We start from the raw sequence: 17,593 nt of genomic DNA, 5'->3' as shown, positions 1-17,593 counted from the left end.
GTCCAGATGCATCCCGAACAGACCGACGCCGTTTCGTCGGCTCGCCGCCGCGACATGCTGCTCGCCGGCGCGACCGCCGTCGCGGCCGCCGCGCTGCCCGCGATGGCGGCCGCGGCCGGCACGCCCTCCCGCCACCCCTCTTCCGCGCATTCAGGAGCGCACACGATGAACACGATCACCACGAAGGACGGCACGCAGATCTACTTCAAGGACTGGGGCAGCGGCCGCCCGGTCGTGTTCTCGCACGGCTGGCCGCTGTGCGCGGACGCGTGGGACGCGCAGATGCTGTTCCTCGTGCAGCACGGCTATCGCGTGATCGCGCACGACCGCCGCGGCCACGGCCGTTCGAGCCAGCCGTCGAACGGCAACGACATGAACACGTACGCGGACGATCTCGCCGCGCTGCTCGACGCGCTCGACGTGCGCGAAGCGACGCTCGTCGGCCACTCCACCGGCGGCGGCGAAGTCGCGCGCTACATCGGCCGACATGGCACGAAACGCGTGTCGAAGGCGGTGCTGATCGGCGCGGTGCCGCCGCAGATGGTGAAATCGGCGACCAATCCGGGCGGCCTGCCGATGGAAGTATTCGACGGCATCCGCAAGAACGTCGCGGAAAACCGTTCGCAGTTCTACAAGGATCTGGCCGTGCCGTTCTTCGGTTTCAATCGCCCGAACGCGAAGGTGTCGCAGGGCACGATCGACGCATTCTGGTCGCAGGGGATGATGGGCGGCATCCATGGCCAGTACCTGTGCGTGAAGGAGTTTTCCGAAGTCGACTACACGGACGACCTGAAGAAGATCGACGTGCCGACGCTCGTGCTGCACGGCGACGACGACCAGATCGTGCCGATCGACGATTCGGCCCGGCTGTCGTCGAAGATCGTGAAGCACGCGGTGCTGAAGGTGATCGAAGGCGGCTCGCACGGCATGTGCGTGGTGAGCGCCGATCGCATCAACGCCGAGTTGCTCGCGTTCCTGCAGGCGTAAGCCTGCCGTCCGTCGCGGCGGCGCGCATGCCGCCGCGACGGACGCCGCAGGTGCCGTTCAGGATTTTTCAGGACATTTCAGCCCATGCGGCGCCGCATTCACGGCGCCCGCACCGGGCGCAACAGGATGCCGAGCAGTGCGCCGGCGAGCGCGAACGCCATCGCCACGCGAAAGTTGTCGGCCAGCGCGAGCGTCGTGGCCTGCACGCGCACCGCACGATCGACGAGCGCATAGGCCGCCTCGTTGCCCGTCGCGAACGTGGCGCCGTGCGCCACCAGCGACGCCGCGCCGGCCCGCAGCCGTTCGAGCGTTTCCGGATCCGACAGCGACACATGCAGACCGACGAGATTCGAATGGGTAGCCTCCCTGATCCGCTGAATCACCGCGATCGACGTCGTGCCGAGCTGCCCGCTCAGCAGGCGCGTCGTCTGCACGACCGCGCCGAACGTCAGCGCATGCTCGGCCGTCACGTGCCTGCCGAAGAAGACGATGACCGACGTGAGCGCCATCGTCTGGCCGAGCGCCTGCAGCAATTGCGACGGAATGAAGTCGGGTTCGGCCCACACCGGCGTGAGCCGCGAGCCGAGCGCGAACGCGATCGCCACCATCGCGAAGCCGGCGACGATCAGCCGGCGCGGGTCGACACGCTGCAGCAACAGCGCGACGCACGGCGCGAACAGCAACTGCGGAATCGCGATCCAGCGCAGCGTATCGCCGATCTGCAGCGGGCGCAGCCCGTACGTACTCGCGAGGAACAGCGACGGGATGAAGCTCGTGTTGAGCACGGTGAAGCGCACGAGGCCGACGAGCACGATCAGCAGCGCGACGTTCGGCCGCGCGAGGTAGCCGAGATCGATGCCGGAGCGCGGCGACGCGAGCTCGTGGATCAGGAACGCGGCGACCATCAGGATGCCGACGGCCAGCAGCACGACGATCAGCGGCGACTGCAGCCAGAACAGCCGCTCGCCCTGGTCGAGCGCGATGCACAGGCAGGCGAACCCGCCCGCGCCGAGCAGCATGCCGCGCGCGTCGATGCCGGACGCGAAGCGCTTGACCGGCTCGTCGGCGAGCGACAGCATCAGGCAGGCGATGAACGGCAAGGTCAGCACCGCGTTCTGCCAGAACAGCCAGCGCCAGCTCAGGTGCTCGCTGTACCAGCCTTCGAGCGTGGCGGACAGGTTCAGCGACATCTCGAGATTCATCGCATACGCGGCGATGCCGAACGGAATGAGCCGCGGCGGCAGCGTGCGCACGACGAAGCCGATCGTCAGCGGCACGAACACGCCCGATGCGCACCCGGCGAGCGCCTGAAACACGATGAACGCACCGAATCGCGTGCAGAGCGGCAGCACGCTTTCGGCGCAGAGAAACACCACGGCGCCCGCGAGCAGCACGCGGCGTGTGCCGAACAGGTAGGCCGCGGCGATCGCCAGCGGCCCGACGAACATCTGCGACGCGGTAAATGCGGTGTTGATCCACGCGCCTTCGTCGACGCCGATGCCGAGCGCGCCGCGCACGTCGGCCAAGCCGAGCGACGTGATGCGCGACGTCAGCGTCGCGATGACCGCACCGAGCAGCACGGCCGCGATCGCGGCGATCGACCGGAACGTCGGAACGTCGGAGGCCGCGCCCGCGGCCGGCACTGGCGCGGCACTGCCGGTGGCGAACGTCGTGTTCATCGTCGAGCGGCTCCCGTTTGTCAAGCTGGCGCAAGCATAACGCGATGCGCCGAATCCCGTCCGTACGATGGAGTGTGCCGATCATGACCCCGCCCTCGCCCGATACCCGATCTTCCGCGGCCTCCGCGCCTTCCACGCCCGCGCCCGCGCGCTCGCGCCGGCCGGCCGTCGTCGCGATCGCCGTGCTCGCGCTGCTGCTCGTCGCGTTGCTCGTGTACGAGTTCGACGCACGCGATCGCGGCACCGACGACGCGTACGTGACCGGCCACCTGCACGTGATCTCGCCGCGCGTGGCCGGCACGGTCGAGCGCGTGCTCGTCGACGACAACCAGTTCGTGCATGCCGGCGACGCGCTCGTGCAGATCGACCGCCGCGATTTCGACGTGCGCGTCGCGGCGCAGCGCGCACGCGTCGCACAGGCGCATGCCGATGCGAGTCGCGCACGCGCGCTGATCGAACAGGCGGACGCGGCGCTCGTGTCGGCGCACGCCGATGCCGAAAAAGCCGAACTCGATTACGCACGTGCCCGCGAGCTGACCCGCGAAACGCCGCGCGGCTTGTCGAAGCAGGAGTTCGATGCGGCCGATGCCGCACGCAAGTCGGCCCGCGCGCGCGTCGCGGCGGCCGATGCGCAACGGCGGAGCGCCGCCGCCGCCGCCCAGGCCGCCGATGCCGCGTCGAGCCAGAACGATGCCGAGCTGCGCGACGCGCAGTTGCAGCTCGGGTACACGACGGTCGTCGCGCCGTCGGACGGCTACGTCGGCAAGAAGACCGTCGAGACCGGCGAGCATGTCGCGCCCGGTCAGGCGCTGCTCACGCTGGTCGAGCCGCATCCGTGGATCGTCGCCAATTTCCGCGAGACGCAACTGCGGCACGTGCGCGCCGGCGACGCCGTGCAACTGCGCTTCGATGCGCTGCCGCAGCGCGCGTTCACCGGCCGCATCGACAGCCTGTCGCCCGCGACGGGCGCGCAGTTCGCGCTGCTGCCGCCCGACAACGCGACCGGCAATTTCACGAAGGTCACGCAACGGGTGCCCGTGAAGATCCTGCTCGACGGCCCGGCGGCGACGGAACCGCGCATCCGGCCCGGGCTGTCGGTCGTCGTCACGCTGCAACCCGGCGGTGAATCGCGATGAAGCGCGCATGCATCCTCGTCGCCGCGAGCGTGCTGGCCGCGTGCTCGATCGCGCCGCAACCGCTCGCGCCCGTCCCGGTCGGACACGACGGGTTCCGCCATGCCGATCCGTCGACCGATGCGGGTGCGCCGTCGCTCGCGGCATGGCCCGCGTGGTTCGGCGATCCGCAGCTCGGCCGCCTCGTCGACGCCGCGCTCGCGCACAACCTCGATATCCGCGCGGCGGCCGCGCGCGTCGACCAGGCGCGGGCGCTGCTCGGCATCCGCGATGCCGCGCTCGCGCCGACCGTGCGCGTCGATCCGTCGTTCAGCCGCACGCGCGTATCGGGCACGGTCGACAACGCGCTGCCGAAGCGGACGATGCACAACTGGTCTGTTCCCGTCGCCGCGAGCTACGAAGTCGATCTATGGGGGCGCTTGCGCGGCGACGCCGACGTCGGCGAACAGAACGTGCTGCAGGCCGCGGCCGATCGCGATGCGATCCGCTTGAGGATCGCGACCGAAGTCGCCGTCGACTACCTGACGCTACGCTACGTCGACGACGATCTCGCGACGCTCGACAGAGCGATCGGGTTGCGCCGCACCGCGCTGGACGTGATCGCCGCACGCGTGCGGGCCGGCGCGGCGAGCGACCTCGACGGGCTGCGCGCGTCGGCCGACCTCGATACCGCGCATGCCGATCTCGCGGAAAGCCGCCGGCTGCGCGACAACCTCGTCGACGCCATCGCGGTGCTGACCGGCGTGTCGCCGACTGCATTCGACGTCGACACGCGCGCCGTGCCGGTGCCAGTGCGCGTGCCGGACGTGCCGGCCGGGCTGCCGTCCGCGCTGCTGGCGCGACGCCCCGACGTGTTCGCGGCCGCGCGACGCGCCGATGCGGCGTCGCTCGAACTGGGCATCGCGCGCACCGCGTGGTTGCCCACGCTGACGCTGACCGCCGACGGCGGCTTCGCCACCCGCGACCTGCGCTCGTTTCTCGACCGCAACAGCTCGCTGTGGAGCCTCGGCGCGAACGTCGCACTGACGCTGTTCGACGGCGGCAAGCGCGACGCGGCGATTGCCGCCGCGCGGGCCGGCACGGACATCGCCGACGCGAACTATCGCGCGACGGCGCTCGGCGCGCTGCGCGACGTGCAGGACGCGCTCAACGACATCGCCGCGCAAAAGGAACGGATCGCACGCTACGCCAGCGCCGCGCGCGCGACCGACGCCGCGGCGCGCCTGTCGCTGAGCCGTTACGCGCACGGTTACGTCAGCTACCTCGAAGTCATCGATGCCGATCGCGACGCACTGAACGCGCGGCGCCAGCTGATTCACAGCCGGCAGGCGCTCGCGATCGCGACGGTGAGCCTCGTGCGTGCGTTGGGCGGCGGGTGGACGCCGCCGGCGCGGGCGGGCCGCGACGGGTCGCGCGATTCGGCGCAGGCCGACGCCGGATGAAACGGCGATCCGGGGCGGTCGCGACGCCTTCGCACGCGCGTCAGGCCCTCGCGAGGCGATGCGCGTCCTCGCCGAGAAACCGGTGCACGAAGGTCACGGCCATCGCGCCTTCGCCGACCGCCGACGCGACGCGCTTGACCGACCCCGATCGCACGTCGCCGGCCGCGAACGATCCCGGCACGCTGGTTTCCAGATGGTACGGCCGGCGCTCGAGCGGCCACACGCGCTCGAACGCCGGACAGTCGTACAGGTCGCCGCCGGTCACGAGATAGCCGTCCGGATTGCGGATGATGTCGGTATCCTTCGCCCAGTCGGTGTTCGGCGCGCCGCCGATGCACACGAACAGGCGCGTGGCCGGCAGCCGTTCGCGCGTGCCGTCCGCCGAGCGAAGCTCGATCGCTTCGAGCCAGCCGTCGCCGTGCAGGGCAACGACGCTCGACTGGTAGCGGACCTCGATGTTCGGCGTCCGCTCGATCCGGTCGATCAGGTAGCGCGACAGCGTGTCGGCGAGCGACGCACCGCGCACGAGCATCGTCACCTGACGCGCGTGCCGCGAGAAATTCATCGCGGCCTGGCCGGCCGAGTTGCCGCCGCCGACGATGAACACCTGCTCGCCCGCGCACATCGGCGCTTCGCTCGAACCGGCGCCGTAGAACAGCCCTGCATTCAGGAACGCCGGCTCTTCCGGCAGGCCGAGGCTGCGATATTCGATGCCGGTCGCGCAGATGTTCGCGCGCGCGACCAGGGTCGACCCGTCGGCGAGCTCGACGCGGATCTTGCCGTCGACGAAGGTCGCATGCACGCCCTCGCGCATCGTCAGCAGCTCGACGCCGAACTTGACCGCCTGCTCGCGCGCGCGTTCCGCGAGTTCCGCGCCCGGAATGCCGTCGGGGAAGCCCATGTAGTTCTCGATCAGCGAACTCGTGCCGGCCTGCCCGCCCACCGCGCCGCGCTCGATCACGACCGCGCGCAGCCCTTCGGACGCCGCGTAGACCGCCGCCGACAACCCGGCCGGCCCGGCGCCGTAGATCGACACGTCGTATTCGACGAAGCGCGGCCGCGCGACCCAGCCGAGCCGCGCGGCGATGTCGGCCAGCGTCGGCTGGTACAGGCGCGAGCCGTCCGGAAAGATCACGACCGGCAGCCGGATGTCGCGCAGCGGCGCGATGCCGAGCTCGCGCGCGCAGTCCGCGTCGGACGTCAGCTCGCACCAGTCGTACGCGACCATGCGCCGCTGCAGGAAATCGCGGATCGCGTACGCGTCCTTGCTGTGCGGCAGGCCGACGATCCGGACCAGTTGCGACTGAATCATGTGCGGCTCCCGAAGAAATCGATGCTGGATACGGTCCGGCCGTCGCCAGGGTGAAAGGGTGAGCCGGACGCACCGCGACTGTACGCCGCGCCGACGCGCCGCACGCGCGATTTCATAACAATTAAGGCGCGGCCGCCGAGCGGCGCCGCACAATGCGGCATCCCCGTCCCCGCTTGCGGCATCGCGCCGGCCGCGTCGCAAGCGTCGTTCCCCGCGCCGGCACCGGAGCGCAAGATGGCCAACGCCTGTACGCATCTCGACGAAGCACGCGTGCTCGACACCGACAAGGACTACTGCGAGGAATGCATCAAATCGGGCAGCGGCTGGGTGCATTTGCGGATGTGCCTGATCTGCGGACACGTCGGCTGCTGCGACTCGTCGCCGAATCGCCACGCGAGCCGGCATTTCCGCGACACCGGACACCGGCTCGTCCGCTCGATCGAGCCCGGCGAGCGCTGGATCTGGTGCTACGCGGACGAAGTCGTCGCCGGCGAGGTGCCGTCGTAACGTGACGCGCGGCGCAATCGGCGCCCGTTCGTCGCCGATTCGCCCCCGGTTCCGGGCCAAGGGTTAACACGGCTGGATCACGGCTTTGCGCCGCGCCGTTTTCGGCCTAGAATTTATCGAACGATAACTTATCCTTCGATAAACAAGAGGTTCGCCATGCCTGTCTCGCGACTCGCGCATTACTCGATCCGCACGCCCGATCTCGAAGCCTCGTGCCGCTTCTACGAACGCGTGCTCGGCTTCAGACGCGGCTACCGCCCGCCGTTCGACTTTCCGGGCGCGTGGCTCTATCTCGGCGACGACGAAGCCGATTACGGCACGGTCCACCTGATCGGCATCGATCCGGCCAACCCCCACGGGCTGGCCGCGTATCTCGGCGACAAGCCCGTGCCGGCCGCGGGCACCGGCACCGTCGACCACATCGCGTTCGTCGCGACCGGCGTCGAGGCGATGTGGCGCACGCTGCGTGACGCGCGCATCGCGTGGCGCGACCGCACCGTGCCGAGCCTCGGGCTGCATCAGGTCTTCATCGAGGATCCGTCGGGCGTGACGATCGAACTGAACTACCCGGCCGCCGAAGTCGCCGGCCTCGACATGCGCGGCGCCGCAGCGGCCGCCGCCACCCGTGGAGACTGACATGCGCACCATTTCGACGCATCGCAAGGCCGCCATCGTCGGCGGCTCGCTGGGCGGGCTGTTCGCCGCGAACCTGCTGCTGCGCCACGGCTGGGACGTGGACGTGTTCGAGCGCGTGCCCGACGCGCTGTCCGGCCGCGGCGCCGGCATCGTCACGCATCCGGAGCTGTTCGACGTGCTGCGCGCGGCCGGCGTGCGCATCGACGCATCGATCGGCGTGAACGTCGAATCGCGCATCACGCTGGCGCGGGACGGTTCGCTCGCCGCCGAGCGGCCACAGCCGCAGACGCTGACCGCTTGGAGCAAGATGTACCACGTGTTGCGCGCCGCGCTGCCCGATCAGCACCATCACGCGGGGGCCGTCGTCGCCGACGTCGCGGACGGGCCCGAGCGCGCGACGCTCACGCTGGCCGACGGATCGGTCGTGCATGCCGACCTCGTCGTCGCGGCCGACGGCTTCCGTTCGGCGATCCGCGAACGGTTGCTGCCGGACGCGCGTCTGCAGTACGCGGGCTATGTCGCGTGGCGCGGCCTCGTCGACGAACGCGAACTGTCCGGGCGCACGCATGCGGCGCTGTTCGACAAGTTCGCGTTCGGCCTGCCGCCGCACGAGCAGATCCTCGGCTACCCGGTCGCCGGCCAGCACAACAGCACGCAGCCCGGCGAGCGCCGCTACAACTTCGTGTGGTATCGCGCGACCCGCGAGGACACCGACCTGCCGAACTTGCTCACCGACGCGACGGGCAAGCTGTGGGCGGCCGGCATTCCACCGACGCTGATCCGCCGCGACGTGCTCGCCGACATGGAAGACGCCGCGCATGCATTGCTCGCGCCGCAGTTCGCGGAAGTCGTGTCGCGCGCCGCGCAGCCGCTGTTCCAGCCGATCTACGATCTCGAGGTGCCGCGCATGGCGTTCGGCCGCATCGCGCTGCTCGGCGATGCCGCATTCGTCGCGCGGCCGCATTGCGGAATGGGCGTCACGAAGGCCGCGGGCGACGCGCTGGCGCTCGTCGGCGCGCTGGCCGCGCATGCCGATCCGCTCGACGCACTGCACGCGTACAGCGACACGCGCACCGCGTTCGGCGCCGCGATCGTCGAACACGCGCGCCATCTCGGCGCGTACATGCAGGCGCAACTGAAGAACGACACCGAACGCGAGATGGCCGAGCGTTACCGCACCGCGGAAGTCGTGATGCGCGAAACGGCCGTGCCGCCGTCGCTCTGACCACCGGCGGGCGCATGCACGACGTGTCGCGCCCGCCGCATCGCGCCCCATCCGATACCGACAAGGAGACACCGTGAACCGCTCGATTCCGGCTGCCGCCGGCCCCGCACCCGATCCGGACCTGCCCGCCGCGGCCACGCATCCGCTGCCGCGCGATGCCCGCTTCCGCCATCTCGTCACGCGAAGGAGGCGATTCGCGTGGTCGCTGACCGCGGTCATGCTCGCGCTTTACTTCGCATTCATCCTGTCGCTGGCGTTCTCGCCGGCATGGCTCGGCCGGCCGATCGTGGCGGGCCGCCCGACCACGTGGGGCATCCCGGTCGGTTTCGGCATGTTCGTCGCGACGTTCGCGCTCGTCGCGCTGTACGTGTGGCGTGCGAATGCGGTGCACGACGCGCTCGTCGCGTCGATCCGCGACGGAGGCGGCCAATGAAACGCATCGTCGCCATCCTCGTCACCGCGGCCGCGATCGCCACGGCGCCGGCGTTCGCGGCCGGCCCCGCCGCGCTCGCGCATCCGCACAATCCGGTCGCCATCGGCATGTTCGTGCTGTTCGTCGCGTCGACGCTCGTCATCACGCGCTGGGCCGCCCGGCAGAACCGCAGCGTCGCCGATCATTACGCGGCCGGCGGGCGCATCACCGCGCTGCAGAACGGCTGGGCGATCGCCGGCGACTACATGTCGGCCGCGTCGCTGCTCGGCATCTCGGCGCTCGTGTTCACGAGCGGTTACGACGGGTTGATCTATTCGGTCGGCTTTCTCGCGAGCTGGCCGATCATCCTGTTCCTGATCGCGGAGCCGTTGCGCAATCTCGGCAAGTACACGCTCGCCGACGTCGTGTCGTATCGGCTGCAGCAACGGCCGATCCGTGCGTTCGCCGCGTCGAGCTCGATCGTCATCGTCCTGCTGTATCTCGTGTCGCAGATGGTCGGCGCCGGCAAGCTCGTCGAGCTGCTGTTCGGGCTCGACTACACGGTCGCGGTGGTGATCGTCGGCGTGCTGATGGTCGTCTACGTATTCTTCGGCGGCATGCTCGCCACCACGTGGATCCAGATCGTCAAGGCCGTGCTGCTGCTCGCCGGCGCGGCCTTCATGGCGTTCATGGTGCTGAGCCGCTTCGGCTTCAGCCTCGACGCGCTGTTCGCGCAGGCGTTGCGCGTCCATCCGAAGCACGCGGCCATCATGCGGCCGGGCGGCCTCGTGTCCGATCCGGTGTCCGCGGTATCGCTCGGCCTCGCGCTGATCTTCGGCACGGCCGGCCTGCCGCACATCCTGATGCGCTTCTTCACGGTCGGCGACGTCGGCGCGGCGCGCAAGAGCATCCTCCATGCGACGGGCATCGTCGGGGCCGGCTATGCGCTGATCATCGTGATCGGCTTCGGCACGATCGCGCTCGTCGCGGCGGACCCGCGGTATCACGATGCGTCCGGCGCGGTCGCGGGCGGCGCGAACATGGTGGCGATCCATCTCGCGCATGCGGTCGGCGGCAACTTTTTCCTCGGCTTCATCTGCGCGGTCGCGTTCTCGACGATTCTCGCCGTGGTCGCCGGGCTGACGCTCGCCGGCTCGTCCGCGATCTCGCACGACCTCTATGCGAACGTGCTGCGCCGCGGCCGGGCGACCGACCGCGACGAAATGCGCGTCGCACGCGCGACGACGCTGGTGCTCGGCGTGCTCGCGATCGTGCTGGGCATCGCATTCGAGAAGCAGAACATCGCGTTCATCGTCAGCCTCACGTTCTCAATCGCCGCCAGCTCGAATTTTCCGGTGCTGCTGCTCTCGATCTACTGGCGCGGCCTGACGACGCGCGGCGCGGTGGCCGGCGGCACGATCGGCCTCGTCACGGCGGTCACGCTCACCGTGCTGAGCCCGACCGTCTGGGTCCAGGTGCTCGGCCATGCGCACGCGCCCTACCCGTACGAATATCCGGCGCTGTTCTCGATGGCCGCCGCGTTCATCGCGATCGTCGCGGTATCGGCCACCGACAGGTCGGCCCGCGCGCGACGCGAACGCGCGCGCTTCGACGCGCAGCTCGTCGCATGCGAACTCGGCACCCTGCCGCGCCACGGCGCGCGGCAACACGACAATCCCGACCTGGAGACGATTCGATGACCTGCCCCTGCTGTCTGTCCGCCGGGCGCCGCCGCATGCTCGGCGCGTTCGCCGCGCTTGCCGGCGCGGCCGTTGCCGGACGCCCCGCCGCAGCGGCGCAACCGGCGCCCGCGTCGGCCGCGTCGCCCGCGTCGGCCGCGTCGGCCGCTTCGGCCACGCTGGCTGGCCGGCGTCCGCGCGCGATCGACATCCACGCGCATTACTACCCGGAAAGCTTCTGCGACCTCGTCGGCGGCGAAGGCAAGCGCTTCGGCGGCGCATTCGCGTGCGACGGCACGACGTTCACGTTCCGCACGCCGGCCGGCGGCCTCGGGCCGCTGCCGATGAAATTCATCGACGTCGATGCGCGGCTCGCGGACATGGACGCGTCGGGCGTCGACGTGCAGGCGCTGTCGCTGAGCGTGCCGATGGCGTACTGGGGCGACCGGCCGTTCAACGCGAAACTGGCGCGCGCATGGAATACGGCCGCGTCGCGCGTGCACCAGCGGCATCCGGCGCGCTTCGTCGTACTCGCGACGCTGCCGATGCTCGACGCGACCGACGCGATCGACGAGCTCGAGCGCGCGTCGACGCTGCCGGGCGTGCGCGGCGTGTACATGGGCACGAACATCGACAACCGCGACCTCGACGATCCGAGGTTCGCGCCGGTGTTCGCGCGCATCGAACAGCTCGGGCTGCCGGTGTTCCTGCATCCGCAGCAAACCGTCGGCGGCGCGCGCCTCGGCGACTTCTACCTGAGCAACCTGCTCGGCAATCCGTTCGATACGGCCATCGCCGCTTCGCACCTGATACTCGGCGGTGTGCTCGACCGCCATCCGGCGCTGCATGTCACGCTGCCGCATGCGGGCGGCGCGCTGCCGATCCTCGTCGGCCGGCTGGACGCCGGCTGGACCGTCCGGCCGGAAACGCGCCGGCTCGCGCACAAGCCGAGCAGCTACCTGCGGCGCTTCAGCTACGACACGGTGTCCCACTCGGGGCCGGTGCTGAGCTTCCTGATCGAGAACGTCGGCATCGACCGGCTGGTGCTCGGCAGCGACTATTGCTTCGACATGGGCTACGCGCAACCGGTGCGTTTTCTCGATCGGCTGGACCTGCCCGACGACCAGCGCGCGATGGTGCTCGGCGGCAATGCGGGCCGGCTGCTGCGGATCTAGCTGGCGCGCGCGTGCCGGATGTCGCCGAACCGGCCCGGCCCGCCGTTCAGAACGTTTCAGCCGGACTTCAGGAAATGATGCGGGCGTCTGCGTAGACTGGCTGCAAGAGCGACCGCGCTGGCCAGCCCGCGCGCCTTTTCGACTGATGGAGTGACGACGTGAATCCAGTTGCCAATTACCGCCTCGCCGCAACGCGTTCGCGGCCCGGCCGGCCGACGCACGACGGCCCGGGCACGCCGCGCGCGACGTGCGGCGTACCGCTTCGCGCGGAGCGCGCATGAAGCACAAACGACTCTGGTTCGGCGCGGGCGGCATCGCGGTCGCCGGCCTGGCGATCGCGATCGGCATCATGGTGCGGCCGTCGATCGCGCCGATCGACCCGCCCGCCCCCGCTTCGTTCGATCCGCAACTGGTGCGCGCCGGCGCGCGCGTCGTCGCGCTCGGCGACTGCGTCGTGTGCCACACCGCGAAGGACGGCAAGCCGTTCGCGGGCGGGCTGCCGCTCGCGACGCCGTTCGGCACGATCTACGCGACCAACATCACGCCGGATGCCGAAACGGGGATCGGCCGCTGGTCGCGCGACGCGTTCGCCCGCGCGCTGCGCACCGGCATCGGACGCAACGGCCAGCCGCTCTACCCGGCGTTTCCGTACATCCATTTCACGCGGATGTCCGACGACGACATCGCCGCCGCGTATGCGTACCTGATGACCCGCGAGCCGGTGCGCGCGACGGCGCCCGCCAACGACCTGATATTCCCGCTGAACTTCCGGCCGCTGGTGGCGTTCTGGAACGTGCTGTTCCTGCGCGAAGGCGCATATCAACCCGACCCTGCGCAGTCCGCGCAATGGAACCGCGGCAGGATGCTCGTCGACGGGCTCGGCCACTGCGCATCGTGCCATTCGCCGCTGAACGCGATCGGCGGCGAGCAGCGCGGCCGCGCGTTCGACGGCGGCATCGTCGACGGCTGGGAAGCGCCGCCGCTCAATGCGCTCGGCGATGCCGCGCGGCCGTGGACGCAGGCGCAGCTCGTCACCTACCTGCGCACCGGCCGCGCGAGCGAACACGGCGCGGCGGCCGGGCCGATGCTGCCTGTCACGCGCGACCTCGCGACGGTGCCGGTGGAGGACGTCGAGGCGATCGCCGCCTACATCCTGTCGATCCAGAAACCGGCGAACGCGCGTGCGGCCGCGGCCGCGCAACCGGTCGAACGCGTCGCGACGACACCGGCTGCGCAGCGCGGCGCGGTGCTGTTCCAGGCATCGTGCGCGCAGTGCCACGGGCCGGCGGCGCCGATGCAGTCGATCGGCGAACGGCCGACGCTCGCGTTCAGCACGGCGGTCAACGCAGACACGCCGCGCAACGCGATCCAGATGATGTTCAACGGCATCGGCTGGCACGGCGAGGACACGCTCAACTACATGCCGTCGTTCATCGACCAGTACGACGACGCGCAGATCGCCGATCTCGCCGCGTACGTGCGCGAAACCTATACCGACCGCCCCGCGTGGTCGGGCGTCGACGCGATGGCCGCGAAGCTCAGAAAAGAGGACACCGCACGATGATCACCCTCACCGTCAACGGCGTGCGCCACACGCTGGACATCGACCCGTCCACGCCGCTGCTGTACGCGCTGCGCAACGACCTGCACCTGCACGGCGCGAAATTCGGCTGCGGCCTCGGGCAGTGCGGCGCGTGCACCGTGATCGTCGACGGCAAACCGACGTTCTCGTGCCTGATGCCGGTGGCCGCGGTCGGTTCGCGCAGCGTGCGCACCATCGAGAGCCTCGGCACCGCCGAGCGTCCGGGCCCGCTGCAACGCGCGTTCATCGAGCACCAGGCCGCGCAGTGCGGCTACTGCATCGCCGGGATGATCATGCGCGCGCAGGCGCTGCTCGAACGCAACCCGAAACCGACCGAACAGGAACTGCGCACGCACATGGAACCGAACCTGTGCCGCTGCGGCACGCACATGCGGATTCTCGCGGCGGTGCGCTCGGTCGCGGGGCTGCCGGCCCCCGAACCCGCTTCCGCTCCTGTCACGATCAGCAAGGGGCTGTAATGAATTCCCACGACGACATCGACGAAGGCCGCCGGCACTTCATCGTCTCCGGCGCGCTGTTCGTCGCGTTCAGTCTCGCGCCCGCGTCGCGCGCGGCCGCGCAGCTGGTGATCGCCGACGAAGGCGCGGCCGTGCACGTGGCGAAAGCCACGCAGGCGCTCGCCGGCAGCCTGAAGACCAATCCGCTGCTCGACGCATGGATCAAGATCGCGCCCGACGGCAAGGTCACCGTGTTTACCGGCAAGGTCGAGCTCGGCACCGGCGTGCGCACGGCGCTGCTGCAGGTGGCCGCCGAGGAACTCGACATGAAGCCGTCGCTGATCACGTTCCTGACGGCCGACACCGGCGCGTCGCCCGACGAGGGCCTGACGGCCGGCAGCCACACGATGGCCGACAGCGGCTCCGCGCTGCTGAACGCGGCCGCGCAGGTGCGTGCGCTGCTGGTGGAAGGCGCGGCGAAGCGCTTCGGCGTCGAACCGCGCGCGCTGACGACCGCCGACGCGGTGATCACGGCGCCCGACGGACGCACGATGACCTACGGCGACGCGATCCGCACGGTCGACCTGCATCGCAATGCGACGCCCACGTCGCCGCTGAAGAACCCGGCGACGTTCGCCGTGATCGGCACGTCGCTGCCGCGCGTCGACATCCCGAACAAGGTCACGGGCGGCGTCAGCTACGTGCAGGACATGCAGTTGCCCGGCATGCTGCACGCGCGCGTCGTGATGCCGCCGGTATATGAAGCGAAGCTGCTGTCGTTCGACGAAGCCGCGATCCTGAAGCTGCCGGGCGTCGTGCGGATCGTGCGCAACGGCAGCATGCTCGCGGTCGTCGCGCAGGGCGAATGGCAGGCGGTGGTCGCGCAGCGCGCGCTCGCCGCCGGCTGCCGCTGGTCGCCGGGCCGCACGCTGCCCGAGCGCGGCACCGTGCACGCGGACCTGAAGCGGATCGCGACGCAGCGCATCGAGATCGCGAACACGCACGCGGCCACCGCGCCGGCCGTGAAGACGCTCAATGCGACGTTCCTGAAGAACTACCTGCTGCACGGGTCGATCGGGCCGTCGTGTTCGGTCGCGCATCTCGAGAACGGGATGATGACGGTGTGGACGCACTCGCAGGGCGTCTACCCGCTGCGCGACGCGCTCGCCGAGATGCTGTCGATGCCGAAGGCGAGCATCCGCTGCATTCACACCGAGGGGTCGGGCTGCTACGGGCACAATGCGGCGGACGACGCGGCCGCGCACGCCGCGCTGATCGCCGCCGCGATGCCGGGCAAGCCGATTCGCGTGCAATGGATGCGCGAACAGGAACACACGTGGGACCACTTCACGCCCGCGATGGTGACGGAGGTCAGCGCATCGCTGGACGCGAGCGGGCGCATCGTCGACTGGAACTATGCGTTGTGGAGCAGCTCGCACAACGAGCGGATCGTCAACGCCGGCCGGCTGCTGCCGGCGCGCATGCTGGAGCCGCCGTTCGTGCCCGCGCCGTCGACGCCGATGCTGCAACCGGAAGGCGGCGGCGACCGCAACGCGATTCCGCTGTATGCGCTGCCGAACCAGCACATCGTCAACAACTTCTCGCCGACGATGCCGCTGCAGACCTCCGCGATGCGCTCGCTCGGCGCGCACACCAACGTCTGGGCGATCGAGAGCTTCATGGACGAGCTCGCGCACGCGGCCGGCGTCGATCCGGTCGAATTCCGGCTGCGCCACATGGACGACCATCGCGCGCGGCAGGTGATCAAGCTCGCCGCGACGCACTTCGGCTGGCCGCGGCCGCCGCGAGCGCGCAACCGCGGCGTCGGCTTCGCGTTCGGCAAGTACAAGAACCTGATGGCCTACGTCGCGATCGCGGTCGAGGTGTCGGTCGTGCCGGAAACCGGCCAGGTGACGCTCGAGCGCGCGGAAGCGGCGGTCGACGCGGGCCAGGTCGTGTCGCCGGACGGGATCCGCAACCAGATCGAGGGCGGCATCGTGCAGGCCGCGAGCTGGACGCTGTACGAGGCGCTGAAGTACGACACCGCACGGATTCGCAGCTTCGACTGGAGCAGCTATCCGATCCTGCGTTTCTCGGCGGCGCCGCAAAGCGTGAAGGTTCATCTGATCAATCGTCCCGGCGCGCCGTTTCTCGGCGCGGCCGAGGCGTCGATGGGGCCGACCGCCGGCGCGCTGGCCAACGCGATCTTCGACGCGACCGGCCAGCGCATGCGCGAAATGCCGTTTGCCGGCGACGCGCTGAGAAAGCGCATCGACGCATAGCGGCCCGGTCGCCCCCGCTACGCGATACCCGATATCCGACCAGACGGCGCCGGCACGCACCGGCGCCGCATGCCGACAGGCTGGAGAACTTCCGACGATGGATACCTTGCTTTCGATGCGCGTGTTCACGCGCATCGTCGAAACCGGCAGCTTCACGCGCGCGTCCGACACGACCGGCCTCACCACGCCGCGCGTGTCGGCGCTGCTGAGCGGTCTCGAGCAGCACCTCGGCTGCCGGCTGCTGAACCGCACCACGCGCCGCATCTCGCTGACCGAGGACGGCCAGGCCTACTACGAACGGTCCGTCGCGGTGCTGCGCGAGATCGACGACATGGAGGCGTCGGTCTCGCAGGCGCGCAACGTGCCGCGCGGCCGGCTGAAGGTGAACCTGCCGCCGGCGATGGCGAAGCAGGTCGTGGTGCCCGCGCTGCCGGCGTTTCTCGACGCCCATCCGGACATCATGCTCGAACTCGGCGTGACCGACCGGCAGATCGACCTCGTCGGCGAAGGGGTCGACTGCGTGGTGCGCATCGGCGCGCTGGACGATTCGGGGATGATCGCGCGGCGGATCGGCAGCCTGACCACCTGCACGTGCGGCTCGCCCGCGTATTTCGCGCGGTTCGGCGAGCCGGAGACCGTCGACGATCTCGCGCGGCACGTCGCGGTCAGTCACATCTCCGCCGATACCGGGCGGCCACGCGCGTGGGACTACGTGGTCGACGGCGAGCCGCGCATCGTGCAGATGTGCGGCACCGTGGCCGTCAACGACGCGGACAACTACATCGAGTGCGGCGTCGCCGGCATCGGGCTGATCAAGACGTCGCTGTACCTCGTCGAGCCGTACCTGAAATCGGGCCGGCTGCGCGAGGTGCTGACCGATTTCAACGCGCCGGCCCGACCGATCTCGGTGCTGTATCCGCCCAATCGCCACATTCCGGTCAAGCTGAAGGTGTTCGTCGACTGGCTCGCGGGGCTGTTCGAGCAGATTCCGACGCTGCAGGGCAAACGCGGCTGAACCCGCCCGGCGCGGCACCTTTGCGTGCCGCGCAACGCTCGATTGCGCGGCGTTCCGCTTCCGGCTTTA

General features: G+C 70.1%; 15 protein-coding genes. 13 read left to right on the top strand and 2 right to left on the bottom strand.

All coding sequences use genetic code 11. From position 1 onward, the window contains the following. Positions 1-6 precede the first annotated feature (6 nt). Positions 7-987: an alpha/beta fold hydrolase gene (locus WS64_RS19525; protein WP_059574858.1), complete on the top strand. Its 981-nt coding sequence runs from the start codon at positions 7-9 to the stop codon at positions 985-987. 98 nt (positions 988-1,085) lie between these two features. Here the strand turns inward: WS64_RS19525 and WS64_RS19520 are convergent, their stop codons facing one another. Further along, complete coding sequence (locus WS64_RS19520) at positions 1,086-2,666, bottom strand: MFS transporter (RefSeq protein WP_060967356.1); 1,581 nt, start codon at positions 2,664-2,666, stop codon at positions 1,086-1,088. Positions 2,667-2,749: 83 nt separating this feature from the next. Here WS64_RS19520 and WS64_RS19515 point away from each other — a divergent pair, with 83 nt between their 5' ends. Both WS64_RS19515 and WS64_RS19510 read left to right on the top strand, forming a co-directional pair. Further along, positions 2,750-3,802 carry an HlyD family secretion protein gene (locus tag WS64_RS19515; RefSeq protein WP_060967503.1) on the top strand — a complete coding sequence of 351 codons (1,053 nt, stop codon included), beginning with the start codon at positions 2,750-2,752 and terminating at the stop codon, positions 3,800-3,802. Beyond that, a complete protein-coding gene (locus tag WS64_RS19510) occupies positions 3,799-5,241 on the top strand; it encodes an efflux transporter outer membrane subunit (RefSeq protein ID WP_060967355.1) in 1,443 nt (480 codons plus the stop codon). The genes WS64_RS19515 and WS64_RS19510 overlap by 4 nt, the downstream gene beginning before the upstream one ends. A 40-nt stretch (positions 5,242-5,281) precedes the next feature. On the opposite strand, the gene WS64_RS19505 is transcribed toward WS64_RS19510, so the two are convergent. Next, complete coding sequence (locus WS64_RS19505) at positions 5,282-6,553, bottom strand: NAD(P)/FAD-dependent oxidoreductase (RefSeq protein WP_060967354.1); 1,272 nt, start codon at positions 6,551-6,553, stop codon at positions 5,282-5,284. Between the two features lie 234 nt (positions 6,554-6,787). On the opposite strand from WS64_RS19505, the gene WS64_RS19500 reads away from it, so the two are divergent. From WS64_RS19500 to WS64_RS19455, 10 genes are all read left to right on the top strand, one after another. Then, a complete protein-coding gene (locus WS64_RS19500; protein WP_060967353.1) occupies positions 6,788-7,060 on the top strand; it encodes a UBP-type zinc finger domain-containing protein in 273 nt (90 codons plus the stop codon). 156 nt (positions 7,061-7,216) lie between these two features. Next, the gene (locus WS64_RS19495) at positions 7,217-7,696 is read left to right on the top strand and encodes a VOC family protein (protein ID WP_059640752.1); all 480 of its coding nucleotides are present in this window, start codon (positions 7,217-7,219) and stop codon (positions 7,694-7,696) included. A 1-nt stretch (position 7,697) separates the two neighbouring features. Further along, on the top strand, positions 7,698-8,921 hold the full coding sequence (locus tag WS64_RS19490) for an FAD binding domain-containing protein (protein WP_059640754.1): 1,224 nt from the start codon (positions 7,698-7,700) through the stop codon (positions 8,919-8,921). Positions 8,922-8,994: 73 nt separating this feature from the next. Further along, positions 8,995-9,354 (top strand): DUF485 domain-containing protein, encoded by a 360-nt coding sequence (locus WS64_RS19485; protein WP_060310509.1) that lies wholly within the window; start codon positions 8,995-8,997, stop codon positions 9,352-9,354. Next, positions 9,351-11,033, top strand: coding sequence for a cation/acetate symporter ActP (actP, locus tag WS64_RS19480; RefSeq protein ID WP_060967352.1), 1,683 nt, complete (start codon positions 9,351-9,353; stop codon positions 11,031-11,033). The genes WS64_RS19485 and actP overlap by 4 nt, the downstream gene beginning before the upstream one ends. After that, positions 11,030-12,187 carry an amidohydrolase family protein gene (locus WS64_RS19475; protein WP_060967351.1) on the top strand — a complete coding sequence of 386 codons (1,158 nt, stop codon included), beginning with the start codon at positions 11,030-11,032 and terminating at the stop codon, positions 12,185-12,187. The genes actP and WS64_RS19475 overlap by 4 nt, the downstream gene beginning before the upstream one ends. 277 nt (positions 12,188-12,464) lie before the next feature. Continuing rightward, positions 12,465-13,751 carry a c-type cytochrome gene (locus WS64_RS19470; RefSeq protein ID WP_060967350.1) on the top strand — a complete coding sequence of 429 codons (1,287 nt, stop codon included), beginning with the start codon at positions 12,465-12,467 and terminating at the stop codon, positions 13,749-13,751. Further along, a complete protein-coding gene (locus tag WS64_RS19465; RefSeq protein WP_060310513.1) occupies positions 13,748-14,248 on the top strand; it encodes a (2Fe-2S)-binding protein in 501 nt (166 codons plus the stop codon). The genes WS64_RS19470 and WS64_RS19465 overlap by 4 nt, the downstream gene beginning before the upstream one ends. Continuing rightward, positions 14,248-16,509, top strand: coding sequence for a xanthine dehydrogenase family protein molybdopterin-binding subunit (locus WS64_RS19460; RefSeq protein WP_060967349.1), 2,262 nt, complete (start codon positions 14,248-14,250; stop codon positions 16,507-16,509). The genes WS64_RS19465 and WS64_RS19460 overlap by 1 nt, the downstream gene beginning before the upstream one ends. A 97-nt stretch (positions 16,510-16,606) precedes the next feature. Further along, positions 16,607-17,524, top strand: a complete 918-nt coding sequence (locus WS64_RS19455; RefSeq protein ID WP_059640765.1) for a LysR family transcriptional regulator — start codon at positions 16,607-16,609, stop codon at positions 17,522-17,524. Positions 17,525-17,593 lie beyond the last annotated feature (69 nt).

It is taken from the genome of Burkholderia anthina (assembly GCF_001547525.1).
Taxonomy (GTDB): domain Bacteria; phylum Pseudomonadota; class Gammaproteobacteria; order Burkholderiales; family Burkholderiaceae; genus Burkholderia; species Burkholderia semiarida.
The sequence above is the reverse complement of the archived record's forward strand: the minus strand, read 5'-3'. Positions and strand labels throughout refer to the sequence as shown.